Annotated in this window: 22 protein-coding genes; 9 read left to right on the top strand and 13 right to left on the bottom strand. The window is 72.4% G+C overall.

What is annotated here, in order from left to right; translation table 11 throughout:
- Window positions 1–112 precede the first annotated feature (112 nt).
- From O7546_RS00470 to O7546_RS00450, 5 genes are all read right to left on the bottom strand, one after another.
- Window positions 113–721 carry a hypothetical protein gene (locus O7546_RS00470; protein ID WP_194798938.1) on the bottom strand — a complete coding sequence of 203 codons (609 nt, stop codon included), beginning with the start codon at window positions 719–721 and terminating at the stop codon, window positions 113–115.
- Window positions 712–1,254, bottom strand: coding sequence for a hypothetical protein (locus tag O7546_RS00465; RefSeq protein ID WP_194798939.1), 543 nt, complete (start codon window positions 1,252–1,254; stop codon window positions 712–714). The genes O7546_RS00470 and O7546_RS00465 overlap by 10 nt, the downstream gene beginning before the upstream one ends.
- Window positions 1,255–1,355: 101 nt before the next feature.
- Window positions 1,356–3,704: a sodium-translocating pyrophosphatase gene (locus O7546_RS00460; RefSeq protein ID WP_194798940.1), complete on the bottom strand. Its 2,349-nt coding sequence runs from the start codon at window positions 3,702–3,704 to the stop codon at window positions 1,356–1,358.
- A 320-nt stretch (window positions 3,705–4,024) separates the two neighbouring features.
- A complete protein-coding gene (locus tag O7546_RS00455) occupies window positions 4,025–4,462 on the bottom strand; it encodes an ATP-binding protein (protein WP_013283650.1) in 438 nt (145 codons plus the stop codon).
- Window positions 4,462–4,812 (bottom strand): STAS domain-containing protein, encoded by a 351-nt coding sequence (locus O7546_RS00450; protein WP_013283649.1) that lies wholly within the window; start codon window positions 4,810–4,812, stop codon window positions 4,462–4,464. The genes O7546_RS00455 and O7546_RS00450 overlap by 1 nt, the downstream gene beginning before the upstream one ends.
- Before the next feature lie 134 nt (window positions 4,813–4,946).
- Here O7546_RS00450 and O7546_RS00445 point away from each other — a divergent pair, with 134 nt between their 5' ends.
- From O7546_RS00445 to O7546_RS00435, 3 genes are all read left to right on the top strand, one after another.
- Window positions 4,947–7,478 carry a DEAD/DEAH box helicase gene (locus O7546_RS00445; protein WP_281600344.1) on the top strand — a complete coding sequence of 844 codons (2,532 nt, stop codon included), beginning with the start codon at window positions 4,947–4,949 and terminating at the stop codon, window positions 7,476–7,478.
- A 256-nt stretch (window positions 7,479–7,734) separates the two neighbouring features.
- Window positions 7,735–7,941, top strand: a complete 207-nt coding sequence (locus tag O7546_RS00440; protein ID WP_013283647.1) for a hypothetical protein — start codon at window positions 7,735–7,737, stop codon at window positions 7,939–7,941.
- Between the two features lie 115 nt (window positions 7,942–8,056).
- Window positions 8,057–8,635 (top strand): hypothetical protein, encoded by a 579-nt coding sequence (locus O7546_RS00435; RefSeq protein ID WP_194798942.1) that lies wholly within the window; start codon window positions 8,057–8,059, stop codon window positions 8,633–8,635.
- 64 nt (window positions 8,636–8,699) lie between these two features.
- On the opposite strand, the gene O7546_RS00430 is transcribed toward O7546_RS00435, so the two are convergent.
- The 7 genes from O7546_RS00430 to ssd all read right to left on the bottom strand — a co-directional run bounded on the left by O7546_RS00430 (window position 8,700) and on the right by ssd (window position 13,823).
- Complete coding sequence (locus O7546_RS00430) at window positions 8,700–9,086, bottom strand: Rv3654c family TadE-like protein (protein WP_194798943.1); 387 nt, start codon at window positions 9,084–9,086, stop codon at window positions 8,700–8,702.
- A 134-nt stretch (window positions 9,087–9,220) separates the two neighbouring features.
- Window positions 9,221–9,595, bottom strand: a complete 375-nt coding sequence (locus O7546_RS00425) for a TadE family type IV pilus minor pilin (protein WP_194798977.1) — start codon at window positions 9,593–9,595, stop codon at window positions 9,221–9,223.
- Window positions 9,596–9,693: 98 nt separating this feature from the next.
- Window positions 9,694–9,861, bottom strand: a complete 168-nt coding sequence (locus O7546_RS00420; protein ID WP_013283643.1) for a DUF4244 domain-containing protein — start codon at window positions 9,859–9,861, stop codon at window positions 9,694–9,696.
- Window positions 9,862–9,884: 23 nt separating this feature from the next.
- Window positions 9,885–10,613 carry a type II secretion system F family protein gene (locus tag O7546_RS00415; RefSeq protein WP_269695951.1) on the bottom strand — a complete coding sequence of 243 codons (729 nt, stop codon included), beginning with the start codon at window positions 10,611–10,613 and terminating at the stop codon, window positions 9,885–9,887.
- Complete coding sequence (locus tag O7546_RS00410) at window positions 10,613–11,515, bottom strand: hypothetical protein (protein ID WP_269695950.1); 903 nt, start codon at window positions 11,513–11,515, stop codon at window positions 10,613–10,615. Before O7546_RS00410 ends, O7546_RS00415 begins: the two co-directional genes overlap by 1 nt.
- Window positions 11,512–12,723, bottom strand: a complete 1,212-nt coding sequence (locus tag O7546_RS00405; RefSeq protein WP_194798946.1) for a TadA family conjugal transfer-associated ATPase — start codon at window positions 12,721–12,723, stop codon at window positions 11,512–11,514. The genes O7546_RS00410 and O7546_RS00405 overlap by 4 nt, the downstream gene beginning before the upstream one ends.
- The gene (ssd, locus tag O7546_RS00400) at window positions 12,720–13,823 is read right to left on the bottom strand and encodes a septum site-determining protein Ssd (RefSeq protein ID WP_194798947.1); all 1,104 of its coding nucleotides are present in this window, start codon (window positions 13,821–13,823) and stop codon (window positions 12,720–12,722) included. Before ssd ends, O7546_RS00405 begins: the two co-directional genes overlap by 4 nt.
- A gap of 247 nt (window positions 13,824–14,070) precedes the next feature.
- Between ssd and O7546_RS00395 the strand changes: the two genes are divergently transcribed.
- From O7546_RS00395 to O7546_RS00385, 3 genes are all read left to right on the top strand, one after another.
- Window positions 14,071–14,766 (top strand): hypothetical protein, encoded by a 696-nt coding sequence (locus O7546_RS00395; protein ID WP_281600343.1) that lies wholly within the window; start codon window positions 14,071–14,073, stop codon window positions 14,764–14,766.
- A 42-nt stretch (window positions 14,767–14,808) separates the two neighbouring features.
- Complete coding sequence (locus O7546_RS00390; protein WP_269695947.1) at window positions 14,809–15,774, top strand: aminoglycoside phosphotransferase family protein; 966 nt, start codon at window positions 14,809–14,811, stop codon at window positions 15,772–15,774.
- Window positions 15,775–16,099: 325 nt separating this feature from the next.
- Window positions 16,100–16,906 (top strand): HAD-IB family hydrolase, encoded by an 807-nt coding sequence (locus tag O7546_RS00385; protein WP_194802015.1) that lies wholly within the window; start codon window positions 16,100–16,102, stop codon window positions 16,904–16,906.
- 13 nt (window positions 16,907–16,919) lie between these two features.
- Here the strand turns inward: O7546_RS00385 and O7546_RS00380 are convergent, their stop codons facing one another.
- Window positions 16,920–17,666 carry an oxidoreductase gene (locus O7546_RS00380; protein ID WP_194802016.1) on the bottom strand — a complete coding sequence of 249 codons (747 nt, stop codon included), beginning with the start codon at window positions 17,664–17,666 and terminating at the stop codon, window positions 16,920–16,922.
- 222 nt (window positions 17,667–17,888) lie between these two features.
- Between O7546_RS00380 and acs the strand changes: the two genes are divergently transcribed.
- The 3 genes from acs (at window position 17,889) to O7546_RS00365 (ending at window position 25,653) form a co-directional block, all read left to right on the top strand.
- Window positions 17,889–19,877, top strand: a complete 1,989-nt coding sequence (gene acs / locus O7546_RS00375) for an acetate--CoA ligase (RefSeq protein WP_194802017.1) — start codon at window positions 17,889–17,891, stop codon at window positions 19,875–19,877.
- 233 nt (window positions 19,878–20,110) lie between these two features.
- Entirely contained in the window at window positions 20,111–22,894 is a 2,784-nt protein-coding gene (locus O7546_RS00370) for an immune inhibitor A domain-containing protein (protein WP_228532548.1), read from the top strand.
- Window positions 22,895–23,250: 356 nt separating this feature from the next.
- On the top strand, window positions 23,251–25,653 hold the full coding sequence (locus O7546_RS00365) for an immune inhibitor A domain-containing protein (RefSeq protein WP_194802201.1): 2,403 nt from the start codon (window positions 23,251–23,253) through the stop codon (window positions 25,651–25,653).
- The last annotated feature ends 164 nt before the right edge of the window (window positions 25,654–25,817 follow it).

Genomic DNA, 25,817 nt, shown 5'->3' with positions numbered 1-25,817 from the left:
CTGCCGGACGGCGTCACGGTACACCGTGGGTAGGGCGACAGGCGGGTCACTGTGACGATCGCGTACACCCGGCGCAGCCGTCGCCGGGTGTCCGGCTTCGGACACCCGGCGGTCAGCCGGGCGAGCCCGGCCACTCGGCCGCCGGCGCCGTGGCCGGCCGTTCCCCCACCAGTTCGGCGAGCCGTGACATGCGCCGCCCGCCGATCCGGAACGCGGGTCCGCCGTCGTCCGGCTCCACGAACGCGGCCGGCAGGCCGACCGCCGCCAGCGCGGCGCGGACCACCGGCCAGGACGGCTCGTCGGCCGGTCCGAGCCGCAGCCGGAACCCGGCCGGCTCGGCCGTGCCGGCCGCGGCCGCCCAGAGCCGCAGCCGCCGTCCGTCCAGGTGGAAGCGGGCCGGCGGCCGTTTCACACCACCGCGCAGCCAGGCCCGCGCGAGCGGCGCCAGCATGCTCGTGTACGCGGTGCGCACCCGGTGCCGCCCGTCCTCGGTCGGCTCCCAGCTCGCCGGCACGCCCCGGGCACCCAGCTCGGCCACCAGCACGTGCACCCGCCAGGCGGCGTCGACCACCACGGAGATCCGGGCCGTGCCGCCCATCCGCCCCACCTCACCCGGCCCGGCGAGCAGGCCGGCGAGATCCGCCAGGGCCGGATCGGCCGCCTCGGTGGAGAACAGTGAGGGCTGGCGGGCGGGGTTCGGGGTGGGAGGGGTCAGCGACACTCCGGGACCTCGTCGAAGGCCTCTTTCAGCTCGGTCGAGTTGAGCTTGCTGGTGTCCAGCGCACTCGCGTCGTACTCCTTGTTGAGCGTGTCCACGGCGGCGCGCACGCCGTCGTAGAACGGCCCGGCCTGGGCGGTGTCGAGCCGGTCGATGGCGCCCCGGGCCCGGCCGTACGCGTCGCGCATCTTGCTCAGCGACCCGAGGAATCCGGCGGACACCTCGGCGCCGCGTTCGACCTCTGGTACGCCCGCCTCCTCGACCTTGCGCCGGGCCGTCTCGCTGGCCTGCTCGGCGCCGGCGAAGAGCCGGACCAGGTTCTCCTTGGCCTGCGCAGGGGTGGTCTGCGCGGTCATCTGCTGCTGCGTGCTGCTGGTCAGCTTGGAGATCTCCGCGCGCCACGGGGTGAGCGCCTGGCACACCGACGCGGCCCAGACCCGAGGGCTGGGACCGCCACCGCACCCGGTGAGCACGAGGACCAGCGTGGCCAGGACCACCGTGAGCTTTCCGGCGGTTGCCGCCCGGCGCGTACGCATGCGAAGCAGCGTACGACCTCCGGGCGGAACCGCCACCGGTCAGGTTTGCCGGGTACGGGGTTCCCGGCCGGCCGTGGCCGGCCGGGAACCGTCGCGTGCGATCAGGCGTTCACCGTCTCCGGACGCTGGTCGGGCGTGCCGGCGCCGCTGTCCTCGTCGGTCATCGCCACACCCTTGCGCTTGCTGAACACCACGGCGGCCGCGATGATCAGCGCGGCCACCACGGCGATCGTGATGCGCAGCGGGTTGTTCTGGTCGTCGCCCACGCTCCAGGCCACCACGGCCGGGGCGATCAGCAGCGAGACCAGGTTCATCACCTTGATCAGCGGGTTGATCGCCGGGCCGGCGGTGTCCTTGAACGGGTCGCCGACGGTGTCGCCGATGACGGTGGCGGCGTGTGCGTCCGAGCCCTTGCCGCCGTACGCGCCGTCCTCCACCAGCTTCTTGCCGTTGTCCCAGGCTCCACCGGAGTTGGCCAGGAACACCGCCATCAGCGTGCCCGCGCCGATCGCGCCGGCCAGGTACGCGGCCAGCGCGCCCGGGCCGAGGCCGAAGCCGACAGCGATCGGGGCCAGGATGGCCAGCAGGCCGGGGGTCATCAGCTCGCGCTGCGCGTCCCGGGTGCAGATGTCCACGACCTTGCCGTACTCGGGCCGCTGAGTGCGGTCCATGATGCCGGGCAGCTCGCGGAACTGGCGGCGTACCTCCATCACCACGGCGCCGGCCGAGCGGGAGACCGCGTTGATGGCCAGGCCGGAGAAGAGGAAGACCACCGCCGCGCCGATGATCAGGCCGACCAGGTTGCGCGGGTTGGACACGTTGAGCGAGTTGAGGATCTCGGTGCCGACGTCGCCCACGCCCGCGTCCTCGTAGGCCGAGCGCAGCGTGTCGGTGTACGAGCCGAACAGCGCGGTCGCGGCCAGCACCGCGGTGGCGATCGCGATGCCCTTGGTGATCGCCTTCGTGGTGTTGCCGACGGCGTCCAGCTCGGTGAGCGTCCGCGCGCCGTGCTCGTCGATGTCGCCGGACATCTCGGCCACGCCCTGCGCGTTGTCGGAGATCGGGCCGAACGTGTCCATCGCGACGATGACGCCGACGGTGGTGAGCAGGCCGGTGCCGGCCAGCGCTACCGCGAACAGCGACAGCGTGATCGAGCTGCCGCCGAGCAGGAATGCGCCGAAGACGCCGGCGCCGATCAGCAGCGCCGAGTAGACGGCCGACTCCAGGCCGACGCTGATACCGGCGAGGATGACGGTGGCCGCGCCGGTCTGCGAGCTCTTGCCGATGTCCTGCACCGGGCGCCGGTTGGTCTCGGTGAAGTACCCGGTCAGCGCCTGGATCGCGGCGGCCAGCACGATACCGATCACGACCGCGCCGATCGCCACCAGCCGCGGGTTGCGGTCGACGTCGGTCAGCCCGCCCTCCAGCTCGGCGAACGTCGCGGGCAGGTACGCGAACGCGGCGATCGCGACGAGCACCGCGGCGATCAGCGCGGACAGGTAGAAGGCCCGGTTGATGGCGGTCAGGCCGTTGCGGTCGCTGGCACGCAGCCGGGTGATGAACACGCCGACGATCGCGACCAGTACGCCGATGGTGGAGATGATCAGCGGGAAGACCAGGCCGGTCTCGCCGAACGCGGCCCGGCCGAGGATCAGCGCCGCGACGAGCGTGACCGCGTACGACTCGAACAGGTCGGCGGCCATGCCGGCGCAGTCGCCGACGTTGTCGCCCACGTTGTCGGCGATGGTGGCGGCGTTGCGCGGGTCGTCCTCGGGGATGCCCTGCTCGACCTTGCCGACCAGGTCGGCGCCGACGTCGGCGGCCTTGGTGAAGATGCCGCCGCCGACCCGCATGAACATGGCGAGCAGCGCGGCACCGAAGCCGAAGCCCTCCAGCACGGTCGGGGCGTCACCCCGGAAGATCAGCACGACCAGCGCCGCACCGAACAGGCCGAGGCCGACGGTGAGGAAGCCGACCACGCCGCCGGTGCGGAAGGCGATCTTCATGGCGCCCTCGCGCCCGCCTTCCCGCTCCCGCGCGGCCGCCGCCACCCGCAGGTTGGCGCGGGTGGCCAGCCACATGCCGGCGCCGCCGATGAACGCGCTGAACAGCGCACCCACCACGAAGAACGCCGAGCGGCCGACCTTCACCAGCGTTTCGTTGCCGTCGGTGTCGTGCACCGGCAGCAGGAAGAGCAGCACGACGGCGATCACCACGAAGATCGCCAGTGTGCGGAACTGCCGCAGCAGGTACGCCGACGCGCCCTCCTGCACCGCGCCGGAGATCTCCTGCATGTTTGTGGTTCCCTTACCGGCCGCCAGGACCGCCCTGGTGAGGGCGGCCGCGAAGACGAGCGCCACCAGCGCGATGACCGCGGCGATGACGACGTACGTCACGTTGGCTCCGGTAAGGGACAGTGCGCCGCCGTCGGCGGCCAAGGTCCCGGACATCTATGTCCTCCTGTACCGAACAACTCGCGCCGACCTGTGGAGACGCACGGGCCGACGCCTGGATGCGGACTCGCAAGCGCGCGCCAACCCACCCCGGCGGACCAGCGATGAACTCCCGTTCCCGCTGGCTACGGGATGGGATCACTTGCTGACAACCCGCGTACTGTAGCCCTCCGGCGTGGCGGAGGTCACACCGAGGGGGCACCGTGTCTCGATGATCTTCGTAACTGTGTTATGCGAAGAAATCTGATATATGGCGCGGCCAATACGACGAGGCCGCGCCCCCCTCGCGGGGAACGCGGCCTGCGTGTGCGAATCGGTCAGGCGCGGCCGGCCGGCCAGGACATCCGTACCTCGGTGCCGACGCCGTCGTCGACCGGGCGGACCTGGAGGTCCTCCACGAAACCGGCGAGCAGCGCGAAGCCCACGCCGGTGGTGAGCGCGTCCTCGCTGAGCGACTCCTTGGCCAGCTCGTCCGGGCCGAGCGCGGCCAGGCCGAGACCCGCCTCGATCGGGGCCCGGTCCACCACCCGGACCGTGTAGCCGCCACCGTCGGACATCTCCACGTACACCGGGTCGGCCAGGCCGTACTGCCGGTGCAGCGCCACCGCCCGGGTGCACGCCTCACCGATGGCCAGGCGCACCTCGTCCAGCAGGTCCTCGCGTACGCCGGCCCGCCGGGCCACCGCGACGCCGACCAGGCGGGCGGTGCGCACGTGCACCGGGGCCGGAGAGAAGGACAGCTTGACGGTCGCCATCACGCGCCGGTGGAGTCGGCGGCGATGGCCGCGTCGACCGTCGGATGCAGCGGGAAGACCTGGTCCAGGGCGGTGATCCGGAAGATCTTGAGCAGCGGCTCCTTGTCGCAGACCAGCGCGAACGAGCCACCGGCCGAGCGCAGCCGCTTGAGCGCGCCGACGAGCACACCGAGCCCGGTCGAGTCGAGGAAGTCCACCCGGCCGAGGTCGACCACCACGTGGCGGGCCCCGCCGTCGATCAACTCCAGGAGCCGTTCCCGCAGGCGGGGGGCGGTGTAGACATCCACCTCACCACCGACCTCGAGCACCGTGTGCTCCCCCACGGCGCGGGTCGCCAGCGACAGCTCCATCGGTCCCTCCTCGGTAAACTCTCCTGGGCATCTAACCATCCCCCCGTGCGGCCCTCTCGGGTCACCGGCCACGCCCTCCCCATACCCCCACCCTGCGGTTCCCAATTCCGAACACCAGTGCGAGAGTGCAGGACGTGACCGACCACAGCCCCGGCCCGCGGCGTGCGCCGGGCGAGCTGCTGCGCCGGTTGCGGCTGCGTCACAGCACCGACCCGGTCACCCACGTCGAACGCGTCCCGGCCCGCGCCGGCGAGCCGGTCGGGTGGCCCGGCTGGGCGCCGGAGGAACTGCGGGCGGCGTTCGCGCGGCGCGGCGTCACCGCCCCGTGGCGGCACCAGGCCGAGGCCGCCGAGTTGGCGTACGCGGGCCGGCACGTGGTGGTCGCCACCGGCACGGCGTCCGGCAAGTCCCTGGCGTACCAGCTTCCCGCGCTGAGCACGCTGCTCGCCGACCCGCGCGCCACGGTCCTCTACCTGGCGCCGACCAAGGCGCTCGCCGCCGACCAGCTCCGCGCCGTCGCCGGTCTCGAACTCGACGGGGTACGCCCCGCCACCTACGACGGGGACACGCCGCGCGCCGAGCGGGAGTGGATCCGCCGGCACTCCCGGTTCGTGCTGACCAACCCGGACATGCTGCACCACGGCATCCTGCCCGGGCACGCCCACTGGTCCGGGTTCCTGCGCCGACTCGCGTACGTGGTGGTCGACGAGTGCCACACCTACCGGGGGGTCTTCGGCTCACACGTCGCGCACGTACTGCGGCGGTTGCGGCGGCAGTGCGCGCGCTTCGGGCGTACCCCCGTGTTTCTCCTGGCCTCGGCGACCTCGGGTGACCCGGCGACGGCGGCCGGGCGGCTCACCGGCCTGCCCGTCACCGCCGTCACGGAGGACACGTCGCCGCGCGGCGGGGTGACGTTCGCGCTCTGGGAGCCGCCGCTGCTGCCGCCCACCGACTCGTCAGCCGACGCCGACCTCGTCCAGGTCCGGCGCTCGGCGCTGCGGGAGACCGCCGACCTGCTCGCCGACAGCGTGGTCGAGGGGGTACGCACGCTCGCGTTCGTACGGTCCCGCCGGGGCGCCGAGGTGGTCGCCGCGAACGCCCGGCGGTCGCTCGACGAGGCGGTGCCCGGGCTGGGCGACCGGGTGGCCGCCTACCGGGCCGGCTACCTGCGCGAGGAGCGCCGCGAGCTGGAACGGGCGCTGCTGCACGGCGACCTGCTCGGGCTCGCCTCCACGAACGCGCTCGAACTCGGCGTCGACCTGGTCGGGCTGGACGCGGTGCTGATCTGCGGCTGGCCCGGCACCCGCGCGTCGCTGTGGCAGCAGGCCGGGCGGGCCGGGCGCTCCGGCGACGAGGCGCTCGCCGTGCTGGTGGCGCGGGACGACCCGCTCGACACCTACCTGGTGCACCACCCGGAGGCACTGTTCGGGCGGCCGGTCGAGGCGACGGTGCTCGACCCGGCCAACCCGTACGTGCTCGCGCCGCAACTCGCCTGCGCCGCCCACGAGTCCCCGCTCACCCCGGCCGACCTGGACCTGTTCGGTGAGGGCGCGAAGGAGGCGGTGGACTCGCTGGTCGAGGCGGGGGCGCTGCGGCAGCGGCCCACCGGCTGGTACTGGCGGCACCGGGAACGCCCCGAGGTCGACCTGCGAGGCGAGGGCGGCGCCCCGGTGTGCGTGGTGGAGGAGTCCACCGGACGGCTGCTCGGCACCGTCGACGGCGGGTCGGCGCACTTCCTGCTGCACACCGGCGCGGTCTACCTGCACCAGGGCGTCTCGTACGTGGTCGACTCGCTCGACCTGGCCGACGGGTGCGCGCTGGTGCACGCCGAGGAGCCGGACTGGTCCACCCACGCCCGCGACGTGACCTCGCTGTCCGTGGTGTCGGTCCGCTCGTACGTGGACGCCGGCCCGGTCGGCCTGTTCCTCGGCGAGGTGGACGTGACCAGCCAGGTGGTGTCGTACCAGCGGCGGCGCATCGCCACCGGCGAGGTGATCGACACGCGCCCGCTGGACCTGCCCGCCCGGGAGCTGCGCACCGTGGCGGTGTGGTTCACGCTCTCCCCCGAGTCGCTGACCGCCGCCGGTGTCGAGGCGGCGGACGTGCCGGGCGCGCTGCACGCCGCCGAGCACGCCGCCATCGGTCTGTTGCCGCTGATGGCGACGTGCGACAGGTGGGACATCGGCGGGCTGTCCACCGCGCTGCACCCGGACACCGAGGCGCCCACCGTCTTCGTCTACGACGGTCACCCCGGCGGCGCGGGTTTCGCCGAGCGGGCGTACGCCACCGCCGCCGCCTGGCTGCGCGCCACCCGGGACGCGATCGCCGAGTGCGGGTGCGAGACCGGGTGCCCGTCCTGCGTCCAGTCCCCGAAGTGCGGCAACGGCAACAACCCGCTGGCCAAGGCGGAGGCGGTGAAGGTCCTCGACGTGGTGCTGACCAACCTCGCCACGGCCGGCGGCGAGGCGGCGGTGGCCGGCCCGGAGGCGGTGGCCGGCCCGGAGGCGGTGGCCGGCCCGGAGGCGGTGGCCGGCCCGGAGGCGGTGGCCGGCCCGGAGGCGGTGGCCGGCCCGGACTCGGGCGGCCCGGAGCGCGGCGAGGTGTTGCCCCGGCAGGACGACCGGGCGGCCCGCCCAGCTCAGGCGGCCGGTGCCCCACCCGCCTGACCGCACCAGGCCGATTGGGGCTGCCCGCCGCCACTTCGGGGAGGTTGCGGTATCGACAGGTGCTGGACCCCGCCACTTCCCCGAACTGGTGTCGATCAAGCTGGGCCGTGCGGCTCCGCGGGTGCCCAGGTGTCTGGTTGGTGGGACGGGTGCATGAGGGTAGGGCCGTCGGGGCATTGATGTATGGGAGCGCTTCCATGCATCATTTCCGGTAGCGCACAGGTGACCCGAGACCCGTCCCGCCGGAGGTGCCGCCGTGGCCGACACGATCGCCGAGACCGTCGAGCTGCTCTACACCATCGACCAGGAGAACCTCACGCCCGACCAGCAGATAGCGCTGGGCACCGCGATGGCCACGCTCGCCCAGGCGGAACGGCTGGAGCAGATCAACGAGCGCCTGCGCGGCATCCACCAGGTGCTGAACAGCTGGGCGATGAAGGCCACGGTCGACGGCGGTCGTTGACCTCGCTGACCTTGCGCCTCGCCCGGTGTGCCGGCGTCGGGGTGTGTGGGTGCGATCGGGTGAGCGGTGGTCGGTCTGCTGTGCAAGACTCCGGCGACCCCTCGAAGGAGATCCCATGTCGCCCGACAACCTGCAGGCCCAGCACCGGTTCATCATCCGTCAGCGGCTCCGGATGATGGTCAACCAGTACGAGGTGCACTCGGTCGCGCCCGACGGCTCCGAGGGCGGGCTGCTCGCGTTCGCGCAGCAGAAGCGGCTCGCCTTCAAGGAGCAGGTGACCATCTACACCGATGACTCCAAGCAGTACCCCCTTCTCGGCTTCAAGGCCCGTCAGCGCCTCGACCTCGGCGCCACCTACGACGTGACCGATCACGCGGGCAACCCCATCGGGCTGTTCCGCAAGGACTTCGCCCAGTCGCTGTTGCGCTCGACGTGGCACGTCGAGCAGCCCGGCCTGCCGCCCGCCACCGGGCAGGAGCGCAGCCTGCCGGTGGCGCTGCTGCGCCGGTTCGTCGACTCGCTCTCCTGGCTGCCGTACCACTTCGACTTCATGGCCGGCGGCCAGCCGGTGTTCTCGGTCGACCGGAAGTGGGGTCTGCGGGACCGGTACTCGGTGGAGATCCAGCACCCGCAGATCGACCGTCGGCTGGTGATCGCCATGTCGGTCGGACTGGACGCCCTCCAGTCCCGCTGACCTGGCCCGACGGCTCACCCGCCGAGCCGGGCCCGGCTCGCGGCTCAGGCACGGTCTTCGCGTGTCAGGAGCGGGCCGGGCCGGCTCGGGACGTCGCGGTGGCGTCCCGGGTCAGTCCCGGCAGCGGCGCGACGCGTACCCGTGCCGTGACGATCAGGTCCAGTCCGTCGGCCCGGCATCCGGTCATCCGGCCGCCGTTGGCCGAGACCAGGTCGGCCGCGCGAGCGCAGGCGGCGTCCGCCCCGTCGAGTACCCGACCGGCACCGGCCAGCGCACCGAAGTCCGCCGCGCTGCGGGCCTGATGCCGCGCGCACCGCGCCGCCCCGACCGCGGCGCCGAACACCCCGACCAGCACGAACACCAGTCCGATCGCGAGCAGGCAGACCGTGGCCCCGCCCCGGTCGGCCGAGGGCGCCCTACCAACGGGCTCCCCGCGCTCTCCGCTCCCCACGGTCCCGTCCACCCGGGATGTGGTCGTCCCGGGCCCGCTCGTTCTGAGCCTGCTCGTTCTGAGCCTGCTCGTGTCGGCTGGCCCTTCCACGGCGAGCCGGCGGAACGAGGAGTCGGCCCCGGCACTGCTGGGACTCACGGCACCGGGCCCGGCGCGCCGGGTTCCACGGCGGCCACCGCCTCCGCCGACACGACCAGTCGGGGCAGCCGCGTGCCGAACGTCCGGACCGGTGCCCGGACCGCCGCGGTGACCCGATCACCGGCCACCGTCACTGCCACTTCGGCGCCGCCCGGGGCGTAGCGGGTTCCGGCGACCGTGCCGGACTCGCCCCGGGCCGCGGCGAGAGCCGCCTCCCGGGCCGCGTCGACGCACGCGACCCGGGTACCCACCGCGTTCACCGCGGTCAGCCCGGCGACGAGGAGCAGCATGAGCGCCGGCAGGCCGGCCGCCAACTCGGCGGTGAACGAACCCCGCTCGCACGCGATCCGCGAGCGCCACCGGCGCCACAGCGCCCCGGCCCGGCGGCCGACGGTGTCCCGGGCGGGCTCGGTCGGCACGTCGAGCGGGTGGGCCGACCGGCCACCACGGCCGGCCCGCCGGCGCCCGATCACTTCAGGGCCCGGTCGATGACGGCGGTCAGCGCGGACTGCACGTTGCCGGAGGTCAGCACCTTCAGCAGGATCCCAGCGAAGGCGACCGCCGCGAGAGTGCCCACCGCGTACTCGGCGGTGTTCATACCCGCGTCACCTCGCAGGCGGGTGAGGAGCTTGCGCATGTCGTACGTCCCTTCTCGATGGTTCACAGCACGTCGCCGAGAACGGCGACGATCACCGGCACCAGACCGGCGAGAATGAAGGCGGGCAGGAAGCACAGCCCGAGCGGCAGCACGATGAGCACACCCGCGCGACGGGCCGCCGCCTCGGCCGCGGTCGACCGTTCGGCACGCAGTTCGTCGGCCAGCCGGGTCAGCGCGCGGGCCAGGGCGGCGCCGCTGTTCGACGAGCGGACGGCCGCCGCGACCACGGGTTCGGCACCGGCGACGCCGTCCAGGTGCGCCCACGCCTCGCCGGGGCCGCCACCGAGCCGGACCGTCCGGCCCACCCGGCCGAGCCGGTCCGCGAGTGGCCCGCCGAGCGCCTCCGCGACGGCCAGCACCGAGCGGTCGACCGGCGCGCCCGCCCGCAGCGCGGCGGCCAGCAGGTCAGCGGCCAGCGGCAGGTCGGCGGTCTCCCGCAGTCGCCGTTCCCGGGCAGCGCGCGGCTCGATCCGGCGCAGCAGACGGTCGGCGACGACACCGGCCAGCAGCCCGAGGACCACGCCCGTCACCCCGCCGACGACCACGGCCACGGCTACCCCGGCCAGCGCTGCGCCGAGGCGTACCCGATCCGGCCACCACGCCGGGCGAGTCGGCGGCGGTGCCGGGGCGAGCCGGCGCAGCCGCCGTACCGGGCGGACGACCGGACCGGCGACGACCAGGAACGACGCGGCGCCGCCGAGGCAGACGGCGGCCAGCACCTGGCGCGACATCAGGCGGCCCGCCCGGGCGTGACGCCGAGCCGCTCGGCCCAGAGCAAACCGCCGACCTGCAACACGACCGCCGCCACCGCGCTACCCGCACCCACCGGCGTGTGCAGGAGCACCGCCACCGGATCCACCCCGATGCCGTAGCCGAGCCCGATCCCGCCGAGCGGCAACGCGGCGAGCAGCCAGGCGGTCGCCCGCGCCCCTGCGGCCTGGGCGGCGGCAGCGGCAAGTCCCCGGTCGGCGGCGCGGGCGTCCGCCTCGATCCGTTCCAGCAGATCGGCCAGCGGCGCGCCGGTCCGGTCAGCCAGCCTTCCGGCGGCTCGGGCCAGCCGCGCGACGCGTCCCGGGCCGTCGTCGACACTGCCGTCGGCGGGTAGCCCGGCCCGCAGGTCGGCGGCGACGGCGGCGAGCCGGTCGAGATCGCGGCGGTGCGCGAGGGCGGCCGTCCGGTGGGTACGCCGGCGCAGCACCGCCCGGGCCCCGAGCACCCCATAGGCGGCGAGCACCACGGCTGCCACCGGGCCACCGAGCAGCGCCCCGGCCACGGCGCCACACAGCGCCGCCACCGGCAGCACACGTCCGGCGGAGAGCGCCGGAGCAGGAGACGATGCCGCGGAGGGTGGCACCGGAACCGGCACGAGCTCGGTCCACCGCCGTATCTGATGCCCGGGGCGACGCCGATCCCGGCCCCGGCCGGGCGGACGGGGGAACGCCTTCGGCCCGGAGTCGAGCGGCCGACGTGGCGGGTCCGGCGGTGCTGCACGCGCGCCCTTCGCCCGCTCGGCCGGGGTGCCCGCCTCGCCCAGGACCGCCAGCCGCCGGGCGCGACCGGCCCGCACCGGCCAGGCGACAGCCACCGCCGCGGCGGCCAGGAGCAGCACCGCAAGCCAGAGGTGGCCGGTCACGACGGTTCCGCCGGGGTGGGCCACGCCGCCTGGAGCATCGGCGGCACCGGCGTTCCCCGCTCGCGCACCAGGTCGGCGAGCGCCCGCGCCGCCGGACCGAGACCTCTGCCTCGCACCCAGGCCGGCACCACTCTCACCACCCGGTCGGGCCCGTCGGGCAGCAGCAGGCCGATGGAGTCCAGGACGCGTCCCTCGCCGGTGCGGCGGAGCTGCAGAACGACCTGCAACGCGGCAGCGACCTGGGCGTGCAGCGCGAGCCGGGGCAGGCCGCCGAGCATCCCCAGCGCCTCCAGCCGGGCCGGAACGTCGGCCGGCGCGTTCGCGTGCAGCGTCCCCGCCCCGCCGTCGTGGCCGGTGTTCAACGCGGCCAGCAGGTCGACCACCTCGGCGCCCCGGCACTCGCCCACCACCAGCCGGTCCGGCCGCATCCGCAGCGCCTGCCGGACCAGGTCACCGAGCCCGACGGCACCGGCGCCCTCCACGTTCGCCGTCCGCGCCTGCAGGCCGATCACGTGCGGGTGCACCGGACGCAGCTCGGCGGCGTCCTCCACCAGCACGATCCGCTCGGTGCCGGGCACCAGCCCGAGCAGCGTGTTCAGCAGCGTCGTCTTGCCGGATCCGGTGCCGCCGCTGACCAGGTACGCGAGGCGGGCCGCCACGAGCGCGGCGAGCAGTGGCGCGACCGGCCGGGGCACCGTGCCCCGCTCGACGAGTTCGTCAAGGGTGAACGGCCGCTGCCGGAAGGTACGAAGCGACAGGTAGGGCCCGTCGGTCGCCACCGGAGGCAGCACCGCGTGCAGGCGGGTGCCGTCGGGCAGGCGCGCGTCGGCGTACGGGGAGGCGTCGTCGAGCCGCCGACCGGCCGCCGAGGTGAGGCGCTGCGCCAACCGGCGTACGTCGTCGAGCGTGCCCAACGGCACGGCGACCTGCTGAAGGCCCCGTCCCCTGTCGACCCAGACCCGCACCCCGTTCACCAGTACGTCGGTGACCTGCGGGTCGGCGAGCAGCGGTGCCAGTGGACCGGCGCCGACCAGGTCGTCGTGCACCCGGTCGGCGATCCGCAGCAGCGTGGTGTCGCCGAGCACCGCCGTCGCCGGTTCGGCGCGTACCGCGGAGACGATCGCCGCGGGCGTGACCGGGGTGGCCTCGGCGGCGAACCGGTGCCGGACCCGCGCGGCCAGTTCCCCCTGGTCGGCGAGCGCGGTCACGCCGCACCCGCTGCGGACGGCCCGACCATCTCGTCCACGAGCCGCTGGCACAGCACGGCGAGCGGCCCCTTCCCGCTCGCGCCCGGCGCCTCGCCCCGCTCCAGCCCACGGCACAGCCCGGGCTCGGGTCTCAGCGTGCCGGCGAGCGGCAGCCCCAGCGCCCGGGACACCTCGGCCGCGCGCAGCCGTCCGGGCGCTGGACCGCGCACGACGACCGACAGGTCGACGCAGTGCGGCGCGGCGACGGCGGCGACCCGGGCCGCGGCGGCTGCCGCCCGCAGCTCGGCCGGTACGACGAGCAGAGCCCGGTCGGCGGCCTGGAGCGCGATCACCGCCGCGTCGTCGAGGTGCCGGGGCAGGTCGAGCACGACCAGGTCCCGCCCCCGTCGGCCGGCGTCGACGGTGGCGGCCATCGCCTCGGCCGGCAGGTGCCGCAGGTCGCCCCGGTCCCAGGAGAGCACCACCAGGTCACCCCGGCTGGGCAGCGCACGGATCAGCGACGGCGGGTCGACCCGCCCGTCCGTGCCGGCCAGCTCGGGCCAGCGCAACCCGTCGAGCTGCTCCCAGCCGAGCACCAGGTCGAGACCACCGCCGAGCGGGTCGGCGTCGACGAGCAGCGTGCGGAGCCGGGACCGGGCCGCGCTGACGGCGAGCCCACCTGCCAGCACGCTGGCTCCGGCGCCGCCCCGGCCGCCGAGGACGGCCACCACCCGGCCCTGACCCGGGCCCGCCGGACCGGCCACGCACTCGGCGAACCGGTCGACCAGCCAGGGCTCGGCCGCCGGCAACGTCGCGACGTGCTCCGCGCCGACGAGTTCGGCCAACTCCGTACCCGGATCGAGCTCTCCGGAGCGACCGACCAGGACCGTGCGGGCGCGGCGGGGCAGGCGCGCCCGCAGGCAGGCCGCCGCCTGGTCGGCGCCGATGAGCACCAGCGGCGCCGGCGCCCAGCGGGCCCGGGCGGCGGCCGGGTCGGCCGCCAGCTCGACCTCGGTGCCGCCAGCCGCCGCGAGTCGCAACAGCTCGTCGAGAAGGTCGCCGTCGGAGGTGACGAGCAGGGGCAGGCGACGGTACGGCGGGAGCGGGGTACGGGGCGGCATGGCGGCCTCCATCAGTCGAACTCGGACGTGCCGGGGTGCAGCCTGCCCGGCCGGAGGAGGCGAGATCGGTGCCCTGTGGACAACGGAGGGCGTTGTGGACAGACCTCGGTGGACCGGTTGATCTGCTATGCGCCGGAGACGGAGACAACGAGTGGCCCGCCGGCCATTGACGACGGGGACGATCAATAACGGATAATCGGGGCCCCTCGCCGCTCGATGAACGGCACCGGCTTGCGGAGTCGAGGCCATGACCGATTCACCGCACCCCCTCACGCCCCCCTCGGTACGACCCCACTCACGGTCCGCCCCCACGGCCGGCAACGAGATCTGGCTCCGCGATCCGTCGCCGACACTGCTCACCGCCGTCGCCATCGGACTCGTGGTCGTGGTGCTGGCGAGCATCGTCAGCGTCTTCGCCACACCCCGTCGCCCCGACCTCCCGCCGCCGCTCGAAGGCCAGGCGATCCTGGCGTCCCCGACGAGGGCGGGGTCGGTGACGGAGACGCCCGCCGAGTCCTACGCGCCGCCGTCGGTGTCGTTCTCCAGCCGTGCCGTGGCGCCCAGCCGCACCGCCGCACCGACCCGCCGCCCCACCCCGGGCAGCCGGCCGACCTCGTCGAAGCCCACGCCTCCCCGGCCGAAGCCGCCGATGGTCGGGCCCGGGGAGCTGGCCCCGCTGCCGGCCTCACGCGAGTCGCGGCTGCGCTCGCACGGCGGTGGTCCGTCGACCTTCATCGACTTCGTCAACGCCCGGGAGTCGACAGTCGTGGTCCACTGGATCAACTACGACGGCCGTCGACAGCAGTACGCGGTTCTGCGCCCCGGGCAGTCCTACCGGCAGCAGACGTACGTCGGTCATCCGTGGGTCGTGACCGACGAGCGGGGCCGAGGCCTGGTGTGCTTCGAGCCGGACCGGCGGACGCTGCGCGCGGTGATCCGGTAACTCCCTTGCCGGGCCCGACCGGCGGCTGCGACGCTCCGCCGGGTGATCGACAAGCCGGACATCGACGAGCGGACGCTGGCGGCCGAGGTCGCCGCCGCCTGGCCGGTGGACGTCGTCGACCTGGTGTTCATGCCGGTCGGACTCGACGGGCAGGCGTGGGCGTACCGGGTGGAGACGTCCGACGGCGGGCGCTACTTCCTGAAGGTGCGGCGGGGTGACTTCACGCCGGCCGCCGTCCTGCTGCCCGGCTTACTCCGGGCGCAGGGCCTTCGGCAGGTGGTCGCGCCGCTGGACCGTCCCGACGATGGCGCCGGGCGCGGGTTCGGGGACTATCGGCTACTGCTCTACCCGTTCCACGACGGCGGCAGCCTGTGGGGGCGCGGCCTCACCGACCGCCAGTGGATCGAGTACGGCGAGTTCCTGGGCCGGCTGCACCGGGTCACGCCGAGCGCAGAGGTCGCCGCCGTCCTGCCGGCCGAGACGTACCGGTCGAGCGCGGCCGAGCGGTTGCGCACCCTCGGCGGGCAGGCCGCGACGAGCGAGGTTCTGGGCGCCTTCTGGGCGCGGCACGGCGCCGCGCTGCACCGGTTGGCGGAGACCGTCGACGACCTGGCGTCGCGCGTGGCGCCAGGGCAGCACGTCATCTGCCACGCGGACATCCATCCGGGCAACCTGATCGCCGACGGCGACGGGCCGCTGCACGTCGTGGACTGGGACGCGCCGATCCTCGCGCCGCGCGAGCGGGATCTGATGTTCGTCTACAGCGCCGACTTCGGCGACCACCCGATCAACGGGCGCCGGGCCGAACTCTTCCGCGAGGGCTACGGACCGCTGGAGCCGGACCCGGTCCTGCTGCGTTACTACCGCAGCGAGCGGCACCTCGACGACGTCGCGGCGTTTCTGGGCAGCATCCTCGATCCGGAGGCCAGTACGGAGTCCCGGGCCAACGATCTGCACTGGCTCACCCGCATCGCCGAGGCGGTCGCCGGCCCCGGGTACGCGCCCTGATCTCACTGCGGACGCAAAGGGACGACCCCCGTCGGGGGGAGACGGGGGTCGTCTTGTGGTTCGGCTCCGGGGGGGGTCGAGCCGAACCGACTCAGCGGTTACGGGGGGTGCAACCGCCGAGGCCCATCGACGCCGGGTATGCGAACTCCCGTCGCGAGGACAAGCATGCCGCAGTCGACCCTTATACGTCGAGTGTTGTTCACTCCACGCAAAGCTAAATTCATCGATAGCTACCTGTGACCACCGTCACTCCGCCGGGTGCTCGTCGGCTTTCGCGACCCGGGCGGACGCCTCGACGCCTCCGGTCGGGCTAGACTTTCGCGCCGTGGGCCGTAGCGCCGCTTTCTTCGATCTCGACAAGACCGTCATCGCCAAGTCGAGCGCCCTGGCGTTCGGTCGGCCGTTCTACCGGGACGGGCTGATCACTCGGCGTGACGTGGTCAAGTCGGCGTACGCGCAGTTGATGTTCCGGCTGGGCGGCACCGACGAGCAGACCATGGCCCGCACCCGGGACTACCTCGCCACGCTCTGCAAGGGCTGGCCGGTGGAACAGGTCCGCCAGATCGTCGCGGAGACACTCCACGAACTGATCAACCCCTATGTGTACGCCGAGGCGGCCGCCCTCATCGAGGAGCACCAGGCCGCCGGGCGGGACGTGGTGCTGGTCTCCGCGTCCGGCGACGAGATGGTCCGGCCGATCGGTGAGCTGCTCGGGATCACCGACGTGATCGCCACCCGGATGGGCGTGGTGGACGGCCGCTACAGCGGAGAGGTCGAGTTCTACGCCGCCGGCCCGAGCAAGGTCGAGGCGGTCAGCGAACTGGCCCTGGAGCGCGACTACGACCTGGCCGACTCGTACGCGTACTCCGACTCGTACTCCGATCGGCCTCTGCTGGAGTGCGTGGGGCATCCGACGGTGGTCAACCCGGACCGGGCGCTGCGCAAGCTGGCGCTGGAGAACGCGTGGCCGGTGCTGGAGTTCCGGCACCCGATCCCGCTGGGCCGCCGGCTGCGCGAGCGGCCGGCGGTGCCGGTCGCGGCGGCGGCACTCGGCGTGGGCGTCGGCGTGGCCATCGGCATCGCCTGGTACGGCCGGCACCGCCGCACCCGCGCCGCCGCACCCACCGCCTGACGCCTCGCGCCCGTCAGGACGCGGCGAGGATCTCGTCTCCGATCAGCGTGATCTGCTCGGCGCCGACCTCCACCGCCGTCATGTAGTGCCGCAGCCAGGAGCGCAGGCCGTCGGGTGTGCCGGTGGCGAACGCGCCGGCCGCGCCCACGTACTCCGGTTCGCGCTCGCGGTGACCGACGTCCACCGCGACCAGCCCGCGGGGGTCGAAACCGGTGGAAATCAGCACCAGCCGGGCGGCGGCGCGGGCCACCACCCCGGACGGGCCCGGGAACGGGCGCAGGTTCAGCAACTCGCCGTGTACGACGGCGGCCAGCACCAGCGGTGGCACCTTGGTGCCACCGGCCACCAGGGCGGCCAGGCCGTCGAGGCGGGCCGCGACCACCGGGTCGGCGACCGGCCGGCCCAGTTCCTCCTCGGTCACCACGTCGCGGGCGGCGAGTACGTGCAGCCGGGCCATCACCTGCCGGGGGGCCTTCGGCCAGAGGTCGCTGAGGCCGGGCAGCGCCCCGGCGACCCGCAGCGCACCCTGGAGCACCGGGTCGGTGACGGTGCCGGCGCGTACCTCCTCGCGGTCGTGGACGCGGCCCTCCAGCGCGGCGCTGGCCACGGCGGAGCGGAGGCTGACCTCGGCGGCGACCTGGCCGCCCTGGCGGCGCAGCGCGCGGTGCCGGTGGGCCAGATCGACCCGCTCGCGGGCCTGCTCGACGGCGGTGGCGACGTCGGCGAGCGCGAGCAGCGGGGCGAGCGGATCGGTGGTCACCCCGTCACGCTAGCGACCGCCCGGCTCCCCCCAGGCCCGGGGTTGTCAACAAGGGGCCCTTCCTCCACCGGAGGCGTTAATGAGGTGCCCTTCCTTACACCTCGGCGCGAGGGGAGGGCCACTGGGCGCGCGGTGAGGGGCCGGGCGGTCGCGGCCGGGGTACGCCGGGACTAACCTTCCCCGCATCAGGAGACGCAGGTCACGCGACGAAGGAGTCACCGCATGAGCGAGGCATTGGCCAACTTGCTGAACGAGACGCGCCAGTTCCCGCCGCCGGCTGAACTCGCCGCGAACGCCAACGTGACCGTCGAGGCGTACGAGGAGGCGGCCGGTGACCGGCTCGCCTTCTGGGAGCGCCAGGCCGGCCGGCTCGCCTGGGCCCAGCCGTGGGAGCAGGTGCTCGACTGGTCGAACGCCCCGTTCGCGAAGTGGTTCACCGGGGGCAGGCTCAACGTGGCGTACAACTGCCTGGACCGGCACGTCGAGGCGGGCCTCGGCGACAAGGTGGCGATCCACTGGGAGGGCGAGCCGGGCGACACCCGTACCGTCACCTACGCCGACCTGCACAAGCTCACCTGTCAGGCGGCGAACGCGCTGACCGAGCTGGGCGTGACCGCCGGTGACCGGGTGGCGATCTACCTGCCGATGATCCCGGAGGCGGCGGTGGCGATGCTCGCCTGCGCCCGGATCGGCGCCACGCACAGCGTGGTCTTCGGCGGCTTCTCCGCCGACGCGCTCACCAACCGGATCCAGGACGCCAGCGCCAAGGTGGTGATCACCGCGGACGGCGGTTTCCGCCGGGGCAAGCCGTCGGCGCTCAAGCCGACCGTGGACGAGGCGGTGGCGAACTGCCCGTCGGTGGAGCACGTGCTGGTGGTCCGGCGTACCGGTGAGGAGGTCGCCTGGTCGGCGAAGGACCACTGGTGGCACGAGACGGTGGAGACGGCGTCGCCGGAGCACGAGGCGCAGGCGTTCGACGCCGAGCACCCGCTGTTCATCCTCTACACCAGCGGCACGACCGCCCGGCCGAAGGGCATCCTGCACACCACCGGCGGCTACCTGACCCAGGCGTCGTACACCACGCACGCGGTGTTCGACCTGAAGCCGGAGACGGACGTCTACTGGTGCACCGCCGACATCGGCTGGGTGACCGGGCACTCCTACATCGTGTACGGCCCGCTCTCCAACGGCGCCACCCAGGTCATGTACGAGGGCACCCCGGACACGCCGCACAAGGGCCGGTTCTGGGAGGTCGTCGACAAGTACAAGGTGACCATCCTGTACACCGCGCCGACGCTGATCCGCACCATGATGAAGTGGGGCGAGGACATCCCGGCCGGGTACGACCTGTCGTCGCTGCGCCTGCTCGGCAGCGTCGGTGAGCCGATCAACCCGGAGGCGTGGATCTGGTACCGGCAGCACGTCGGCCGCGGCGAACTGCCGGTGGTGGACACCTGGTGGCAGACCGAGACCGGCGCCATCATGATCTCGCCGCTGCCCGGTGTGACCGAGGCGAAGCCCGGCTCGGCGATGAGCCCGCTGCCCGGCATCGTCGCCGACGTCGTCGACGACCAGGGCCAGTCGGTGCCGAACGGCGGCGGCGGATACCTGGTGCTGAAGGAGCCGTGGCCGTCGATGCTGCGGACGATCTGGGGCGACGACAACCGGTTCCTGGAGACGTACTGGTCCCGGTTCGGCGCGGGCGCGAACACCGGCGACGAGTGGGTCTACTTCGCCGGTGACGGCGCGAAGAAGGACGACGACGGGCACATCTGGCTGCTCGGCCGGGTGGACGACGTGATGCTGGTGTCGGGCCACAACATCTCCACCACGGAGGTGGAGTCGGCGCTGGTCAGCCACCCGTCGGTGGCGGAGGCGGCGGTGGTGGGCGCGACCGACCCGACCACCGGCCAGGCGATCGTCGCGTTCGCCATCCCGCGCGGCAGCGCGGAGATCTCCGGTGACGCGGGCGAGCAGCTCATCGCCGAGCTGCGTAACCACGTGGCGAAGACGCTCGGCCCGATCGCCAAGCCGCGGCAGATCATGCTGGTGCCTGAGCTGCCGAAGACCCGCTCCGGGAAGATCATGCGCCGGCTGCTGCGGGACGTGGCGGAGAACCGGTCGCTCGGCGACGTGACCACGCTCCAGGACTCCTCGGTGATGGAGTTGATCTCGTCGGGGATGAGCGGCGGGAAGTCCGACGAGGACTGACGTCGAGCGATGACGAGGGGGCGGGCCGCCGGGCGGTCCGCCCCCTCGTCGCATCCGGGATCCGCGCCGGTCGATCGGGGGAGCCGGGACTGACCTGATCGGCCAGAGGGCCTGATCAACTCTGTCGATGTCGCTCGTCGTCGGTTACGTTCAGCCAGCCGGCGGATTTCGACGAGCGTCACTGAGACGGCCGGTCCCTCACCATTCCCTACGAACGGAGTGGCATGCTCCCCATGTCGCAGCACAGGGCACGGCGACGCTTACTCGTCGCACTGCCCGCCATCGCGCTCGCGGCCACGTCGCTGACCGTGACGGGCAGCGCGGCGGCTCAGCCGGCCCGGTCCGCACCGGTCACGATCGGGGCGGACGAGCACTACATCAACTACGCCGAGCCCGAGGTCCAGCCGGACACCGGCGGCAAGGAGGTCAAGGGCCGCGACGGCATCTTCTCCTCGCCGGCGGACGAGGCCCGCGCCTACGACCGCAAGTACGCCGGGGGCAACCCGATCGCGGCGCGCGAGCTGGCCAAGCTGGAGGCCAAGTCCATCCGGACCGGCCAGAGCCCTCGCAAGATCAAGAAGGCCAAGAGTACGCAGACCGCCAAGCTGCTGACGCTGCTCGTCGAGTTCAACGACAACGCAAACGACGACTTCACGAACGTGATGGTCCCGAAGACGGTGTTCGAGGACCGCACCTGCGTTCCCGGCACCGTGCAGAACGGGCCGCGGCACAACACCATCCCGAACCCGGCCACGCTGCCGCACAAGGACAACAACTCGATGTGGGTGCCGGACTTCTCCCCGGCCCACTACGACAAGATGCTCTACAGCAAGAAGGGCATCACCGAGCGGGTCCGCAAGGACCTGAAGGGGCCGGACGGCAAGCCGGGCATCAGCCTCGCCGGGCGGACCATGCACAACATGTACCTGGAGATGTCCAAGGGCGCGTACACCGTGGACGGGCAGGCCAGCCCGTGGATCACGGTGCCGCACTCGGAGGGCTGGTACGCCGCCTCCCGCTGCTTCCAGGACGAGAACGGCAACTGGGTCGCCGGGCGTGAGCAGTCGATGAACGGCCACCCGGACAACCCGCAGGGTGCCGGCCGGCTCGCCACCGACGCGATCGACGCGCTGGCCGCGGCCGACCCGGACTTCCCCTGGGCCGACTACGACATCGAGGACCAGAGCGACCGCGACGGCGACGGCAACTACCACGAACCGGACGGCGTGATCGACCACCTCGTGCTGGTGCACGCCAACCAGGGCAAGTCCCGTGGTGGCGGCGACGTCGGCATCTACTCGGTCTGGGCGCACTCCTCGACGGTGGCCGGTGGCTACACGATCCCGGGCACCAACCTGAAGGTGTCGAACTACATCGTGCAGCCGGAGGACGCCGGCGTCGGCGTCTTCGCCCACGAGTTCGGGCACGACCTGGGTCTGCCGGACCTCTACGACACGTCCGGCAACGCCGACTCGGACGTGGACTTCTGGGACCTGATGGCGTCCGGCTCGCACTCCGGCGAGATCTTCCAGGCGCTGCCCACCCACATGGGCCTGTGGGACAAGTGGGTGCTGGGCTGGGCCGAGCCGAAGACGTTCGGACCGGGTGACCGGTCCAAGCTGGTCAACCTCGGGCAGACGTCGCGTACGCCGGTCGGCACCGAGGACGGCATCAAGATCGACCTGCCGGACAAGGTGATCTCACTGGCGACGCCGCACAGCGGCGGGAACATGTGGTACTCCGGCGCCGACCAGAACTGGGCCGACGTCAAGCTCAGCCGTACGGTGACCGTCCCGAACGCCGCCGACGCGAAGTTCTGGATGTGGAACAACTACGTCATCGAGGCGGACTGGGACTTCGGCTTCGTCGAGGTCTCCACCGACGGCGGCACCACCTGGAACGAGCAGAAGGTGTACGCCGAGGGCGGCGCGCTGGTCTCCACCAACGACGGCTACGCCGACCCGAACGGCCGCATGGTCGACTTCGGCAACAAGAAGTACGGCCTGACCGGCAGCACGGGCGGCTGGCGGCACGACTACGTCGACCTGTCGTCGTACGCCGGGCAGACCGTGCAGGTGCGGCTGCGGTACGCCACCGACGAGGCGTTCGTGGAGCGCGGCTGGTTCGCCGACGACTTCTCGGTGACCGGCGGCGGCGCCACCACCTGGAGCGACGACGTGGAGAGCGGCGCGGCGGGCTGGACCCAGACCGGCGGCACCTTCACCGACACCAGCGGCGCGGGTTGGTACATCGACTCGGGCACCCAGGTGAAGTCGCACTACTACCTGGCCGAGTGGCGTAACTTCGACGGCTTCGACAAGGGCCTGAAGTACACCTACGACACCGTCTACTCGCACGAGGCCTGGAAGGTCGACCGGATCGCGTACAACGCGCCGGGCATGCTGGTCTGGTACCGGGACACCCAGCTCGGCGACGTCAACCACGTCACCGCGCAGATGACCGCGCTGCCCAGCTACGGCGCCAAGGGCGGTCTGCTGATCGTCGACTCGCACAACGACCCGCTGCGCCGCAAGGGCGTCGCGGCCGAGAAGGACCCGTCGGTGCTGAAGAACCTGCCCAGCCGGCCGCAGTCCTCCAACGCCGCGTTCGGCCTGAAGCCGACGTACCCGTTCAAGGAGTGCCTGGAGGCGGCGGACGAGCCGTACAGCGAGTACTGCACGAAGTTCGGCCCGCAGGCTCCGGTGCGCGGCTTCACCGACGCCAAGGGCTGGTACCCGGGCATCGAGATCCGTGACGGCGCCGCGTACTCGCGGGACAACGACGCCTCGGTGGTCATCCCGTCGCGGGGCAACCAGCAGTACACGACCCGGGTGGTGAACCCGGACGGCACTCCCGCGACGGACTACTACGGTTCGACGCTGGGTGGTGGGGCGATCGTGCTCGGCACAGGCAACCCGGGTGACGCGGGCGTGCAGTACGGCGTCTCGATCATCATCAAGCGGGCCGCCAAGGACAACTCGTACGCCCAGGTGTACGTGGTCCCGCCGCGTAGCTGAACGGTACGGTCAAAGCGGAACCGGAATGACCGAAAAATGATCTGAACGGTGCCGATGAGGGAAGGGCCGGGAGCGTGAGCGCTCCCGGCCCTTCCGCGTAACCAATTGATCCATGACTGTCACTGCACTACATGATCCACGCATCACTGCTGGTCAACGCCTCGCAGACGGTGCGACGTGTGACGGTGAAAAGCATCCCCAACAAAAAGTTGCTACAAATCGACGCACACATCTTCCCACCAGTCGCAGCAGTGTCTATGTTCACCCTTGGTCCCACTAGTGGGACGTTCCACCGGCCCGTACCCCCAGTTGGGCCGGTTCCCTCACACCGGAGGTACCACGTGCGCAAAGTCGCAGTGGGTCTGCTCGGGCTTTCGCTGACCGCGACGGGGCTGGTGGCAGGCACGGCCGCCAGCGCCGCGCCGACGCCGAAGCTGCCGGCCGCCGCTCCGTCGGTGGCCGAGCCTGCGCAGGCTGAGCACGACCTGCCCAACCCGCTCGAGGAGAAGCGGCGCGCGCTGCGCCAGGAGGGCCTGAGCGAGGTCCTGTCCGGCAGGGCGAAGGCCCAGAAGATCAACGGCAGCACGGTCGTCAAGGTCGGCGAGCGCGCTGCCGAAGGCCCCTCGGCGGGCAGGTCCGCCAAGAGCACCAAGGCCGGCAAGGGTCCGACCAAGGACCAGTACGTCGAACTCTCCCGCGAACGGACCGACAAGATCTTCGTCATCCTCGCGGAGTTCGGCGACGAGCGGCACCCGAGCTACCCGGACCAGGACACCGACCCGGACACCCCGGGCCCGACCCGGTTCGACGGCCCGCTCCGCAACCAGATTCCGCAGCCCAACCGGGCGGTGGACAACTCCACGGTCTGGCAGGCCGACTACAGCGCCGACCACTACCGGCAGCTGTACTTCGGCACCAACCCGGGTGACGAGTCGCTGAAGCAGTACTACGAGGCCCAGTCCTCGGGTCGGTACAGCGTCGACGGCGAGGTCACCAACTGGGTGAAGGTGCGGTACAACGAGGCTCGCTACGGCCGTTCCGACGGCTACCCGTGCGCCTCGAACGTCTGCACCAACACCTGGGCGCTGGTCCGCGACGCCGCCAACCAGTGGGTCGCCGACCAGAAGGCGCAGGGCCGCTCCGACGCGGAGATCGCCGCGGACGTCAAGGCGATGGACGAGTGGGACCGGTACGACTTCGACGGCGACGGCAACTTCAACGAGCCGGACGGCTACATCGACCACTTCCAGATCGTCCACGCCGGCGGCGACCAGGCCGACGGTGACCCGTACCAGGGTGAGGACGCCATCTGGAGCCACCGGTGGTACGCCTTCGCCAGCGACCAGGGCAACACCGGCCCGGAGAACTTCCCGGCCGGCGGCACCCAGATCGGCAACACCGGCGTCTGGATCGGTGACTACACCATCCAGCCGGAGAACGGTGGCCGGAGCGTCTTCTACCACGAGTACGGCCACGACCTCGGTCTGCCGGACGACTACAACGTGGTCAGCGGTGGGGACAACAACAACGAGCACTGGACCCTGATGGCCCAGAGCCGGCTCGGCGCCAAGAACGACGGCGGCATCGGCGAGCGCGGTGGCGACCTCGGCGCCTGGAACAAGCTCCAGCTCGGCTGGCTCGACTACGAGGTCGTCGTGGCCGGCCAGAAGCGCACCCTGGAGCTGGGCCCGCAGGAGTACAACTCCAATAAGGCCCAGGGCGCCGTGGTGGTGCTGCCGCAGCGGGAGTACACGTTCCAGAACGGCAAGCCGTTCGAGGGTACGAAGCAGTTCTTCTCGGGCAACGACGACGACCTGAACACCACGATGACGCGCACTGTCGACCTCACCGGGAAGACCAGCGCCGCGCTGTCGATGAAGGGTCGCTACAGCATCGAGGCGGACTACGACTACCTGTTCTTCGAGGCGTCCACCGACGGTGGCCAGACCTGGACCTCGCTGCCCGGTACGGCCAACGGCACCCCGCTGAAGGAGATCTCCCCCGGGCGCTACGCCCTGGACGGCTCCAGCAACGACCAGTGGGTCGACGTCAACATCCCGATGGACGCGGTCGCCGGCAACGTCGTGCAGTTCCGGCTGCGCTACCAGACGGACGGCGGTGTCTCCGAGGGCGGCTTCTACGGTGACGCGATCACCGTGACCGCCGACGGTCAGACCCTCCTCACCGACGGCGCCGAGGCCGGTGCCAACGGCTGGACCCTCAGCGGCTTCAGCATCGTCGAGGAGACCTACACCCGTAAGTTCGACAACTACTACATCGCCGGCAACCGGTCGTACGTCTCGTACGACAAGTACCTCAAGACCGGCCCGTACTTCTTCGGCTACGCGAACACCCGCCCGGACTACGTGGACCACTACGCGTACCAGGAGGGTCTGCTGATCTCCTACTGGAACCTCCGGTTCGCGGACAACGACACGTTCGCGCACCCGGGTGAGGGTCGGAACATGATCATCGACGCGCACCCGCGGCCGATCTACAACCTGACCGGGGCGCCCTGGCGGGCCCGCGTCCAGGTCTACGACGCGCCGTTCAGCCTGAAGAAGGCCGACTCGTTCACGCTGCACCTCAACAGCCAGCCGCAGTACATCCGCGGCCAGGCGGCGCAGCCGCTGTTCGACGACACCAAGCAGTACTGGTATCCGGAGCTGCCGAACCACGGTGTCAAGCTCCCGGCCACCGGCACCAAGATCAAGGTTCTGGAGCAGAACGGCACCTCGCTGAAGGTCCGCTTCTCCTGATCCACTGATCGACGCACCACACGATGCCCGGGCGGTTCACCCGCCCGGGCATCGCCCTTTCCGGGAACCCGGCGTACCCCGCCCGCGTCCCATCCGTTCGACACCCGCACCACGCTGCCGGCCGCCCCGCGACGGGCTGATCGCCGGCGCGGCCGAGACGGAGG

It is taken from the genome of Micromonospora sp. WMMA1976, assembly GCF_027497335.1.
GTDB lineage: Bacteria > Actinomycetota > Actinomycetes > Mycobacteriales > Micromonosporaceae > Micromonospora > Micromonospora aurantiaca.
This window is presented reverse-complemented; position numbering and strand designations above follow the sequence as displayed.

What these genes read in the sequence shown, in the direction of transcription:
- O7546_RS00465 (WP_194798939.1), bottom strand. Translation starts at nt 1,254, where the DNA reads ATGCGTACGCGCCGGGCGGCAACCGCCGGAAAGCTCACGGTGGTCCTG.
- O7546_RS00460 (WP_194798940.1), bottom strand. Translation starts at nt 3,704, where the DNA reads ATGTCCGGGACCTTGGCCGCCGACGGCGGCGCACTGTCCCTTACCGGA.
- O7546_RS00455 (WP_013283650.1), bottom strand. Translation starts at nt 4,462, where the DNA reads ATGGCGACCGTCAAGCTGTCCTTCTCTCCGGCCCCGGTGCACGTGCGC.
- O7546_RS00450 (WP_013283649.1), bottom strand. Translation starts at nt 4,812, where the DNA reads ATGGAGCTGTCGCTGGCGACCCGCGCCGTGGGGGAGCACACGGTGCTC.
- O7546_RS00435 (WP_194798942.1), top strand. Translation starts at nt 8,057, where the DNA reads ATGTCGCCCGACAACCTGCAGGCCCAGCACCGGTTCATCATCCGTCAG.
- O7546_RS00420 (WP_013283643.1), bottom strand. Translation starts at nt 9,861, where the DNA reads ATGCGCAAGCTCCTCACCCGCCTGCGAGGTGACGCGGGTATGAACACC.
- O7546_RS00415 (WP_269695951.1), bottom strand. Translation starts at nt 10,613, where the DNA reads ATGTCGCGCCAGGTGCTGGCCGCCGTCTGCCTCGGCGGCGCCGCGTCG.
- ssd (WP_194798947.1), bottom strand. Translation starts at nt 13,823, where the DNA reads ATGCCGCCCCGTACCCCGCTCCCGCCGTACCGTCGCCTGCCCCTGCTC.
- O7546_RS00395 (WP_281600343.1), top strand. Translation starts at nt 14,071, where the DNA reads ATGACCGATTCACCGCACCCCCTCACGCCCCCCTCGGTACGACCCCAC.
- acs (WP_194802017.1), top strand. Translation starts at nt 17,889, where the DNA reads ATGAGCGAGGCATTGGCCAACTTGCTGAACGAGACGCGCCAGTTCCCG.
- O7546_RS00370 (WP_228532548.1), top strand. Translation starts at nt 20,111, where the DNA reads ATGTCGCAGCACAGGGCACGGCGACGCTTACTCGTCGCACTGCCCGCC.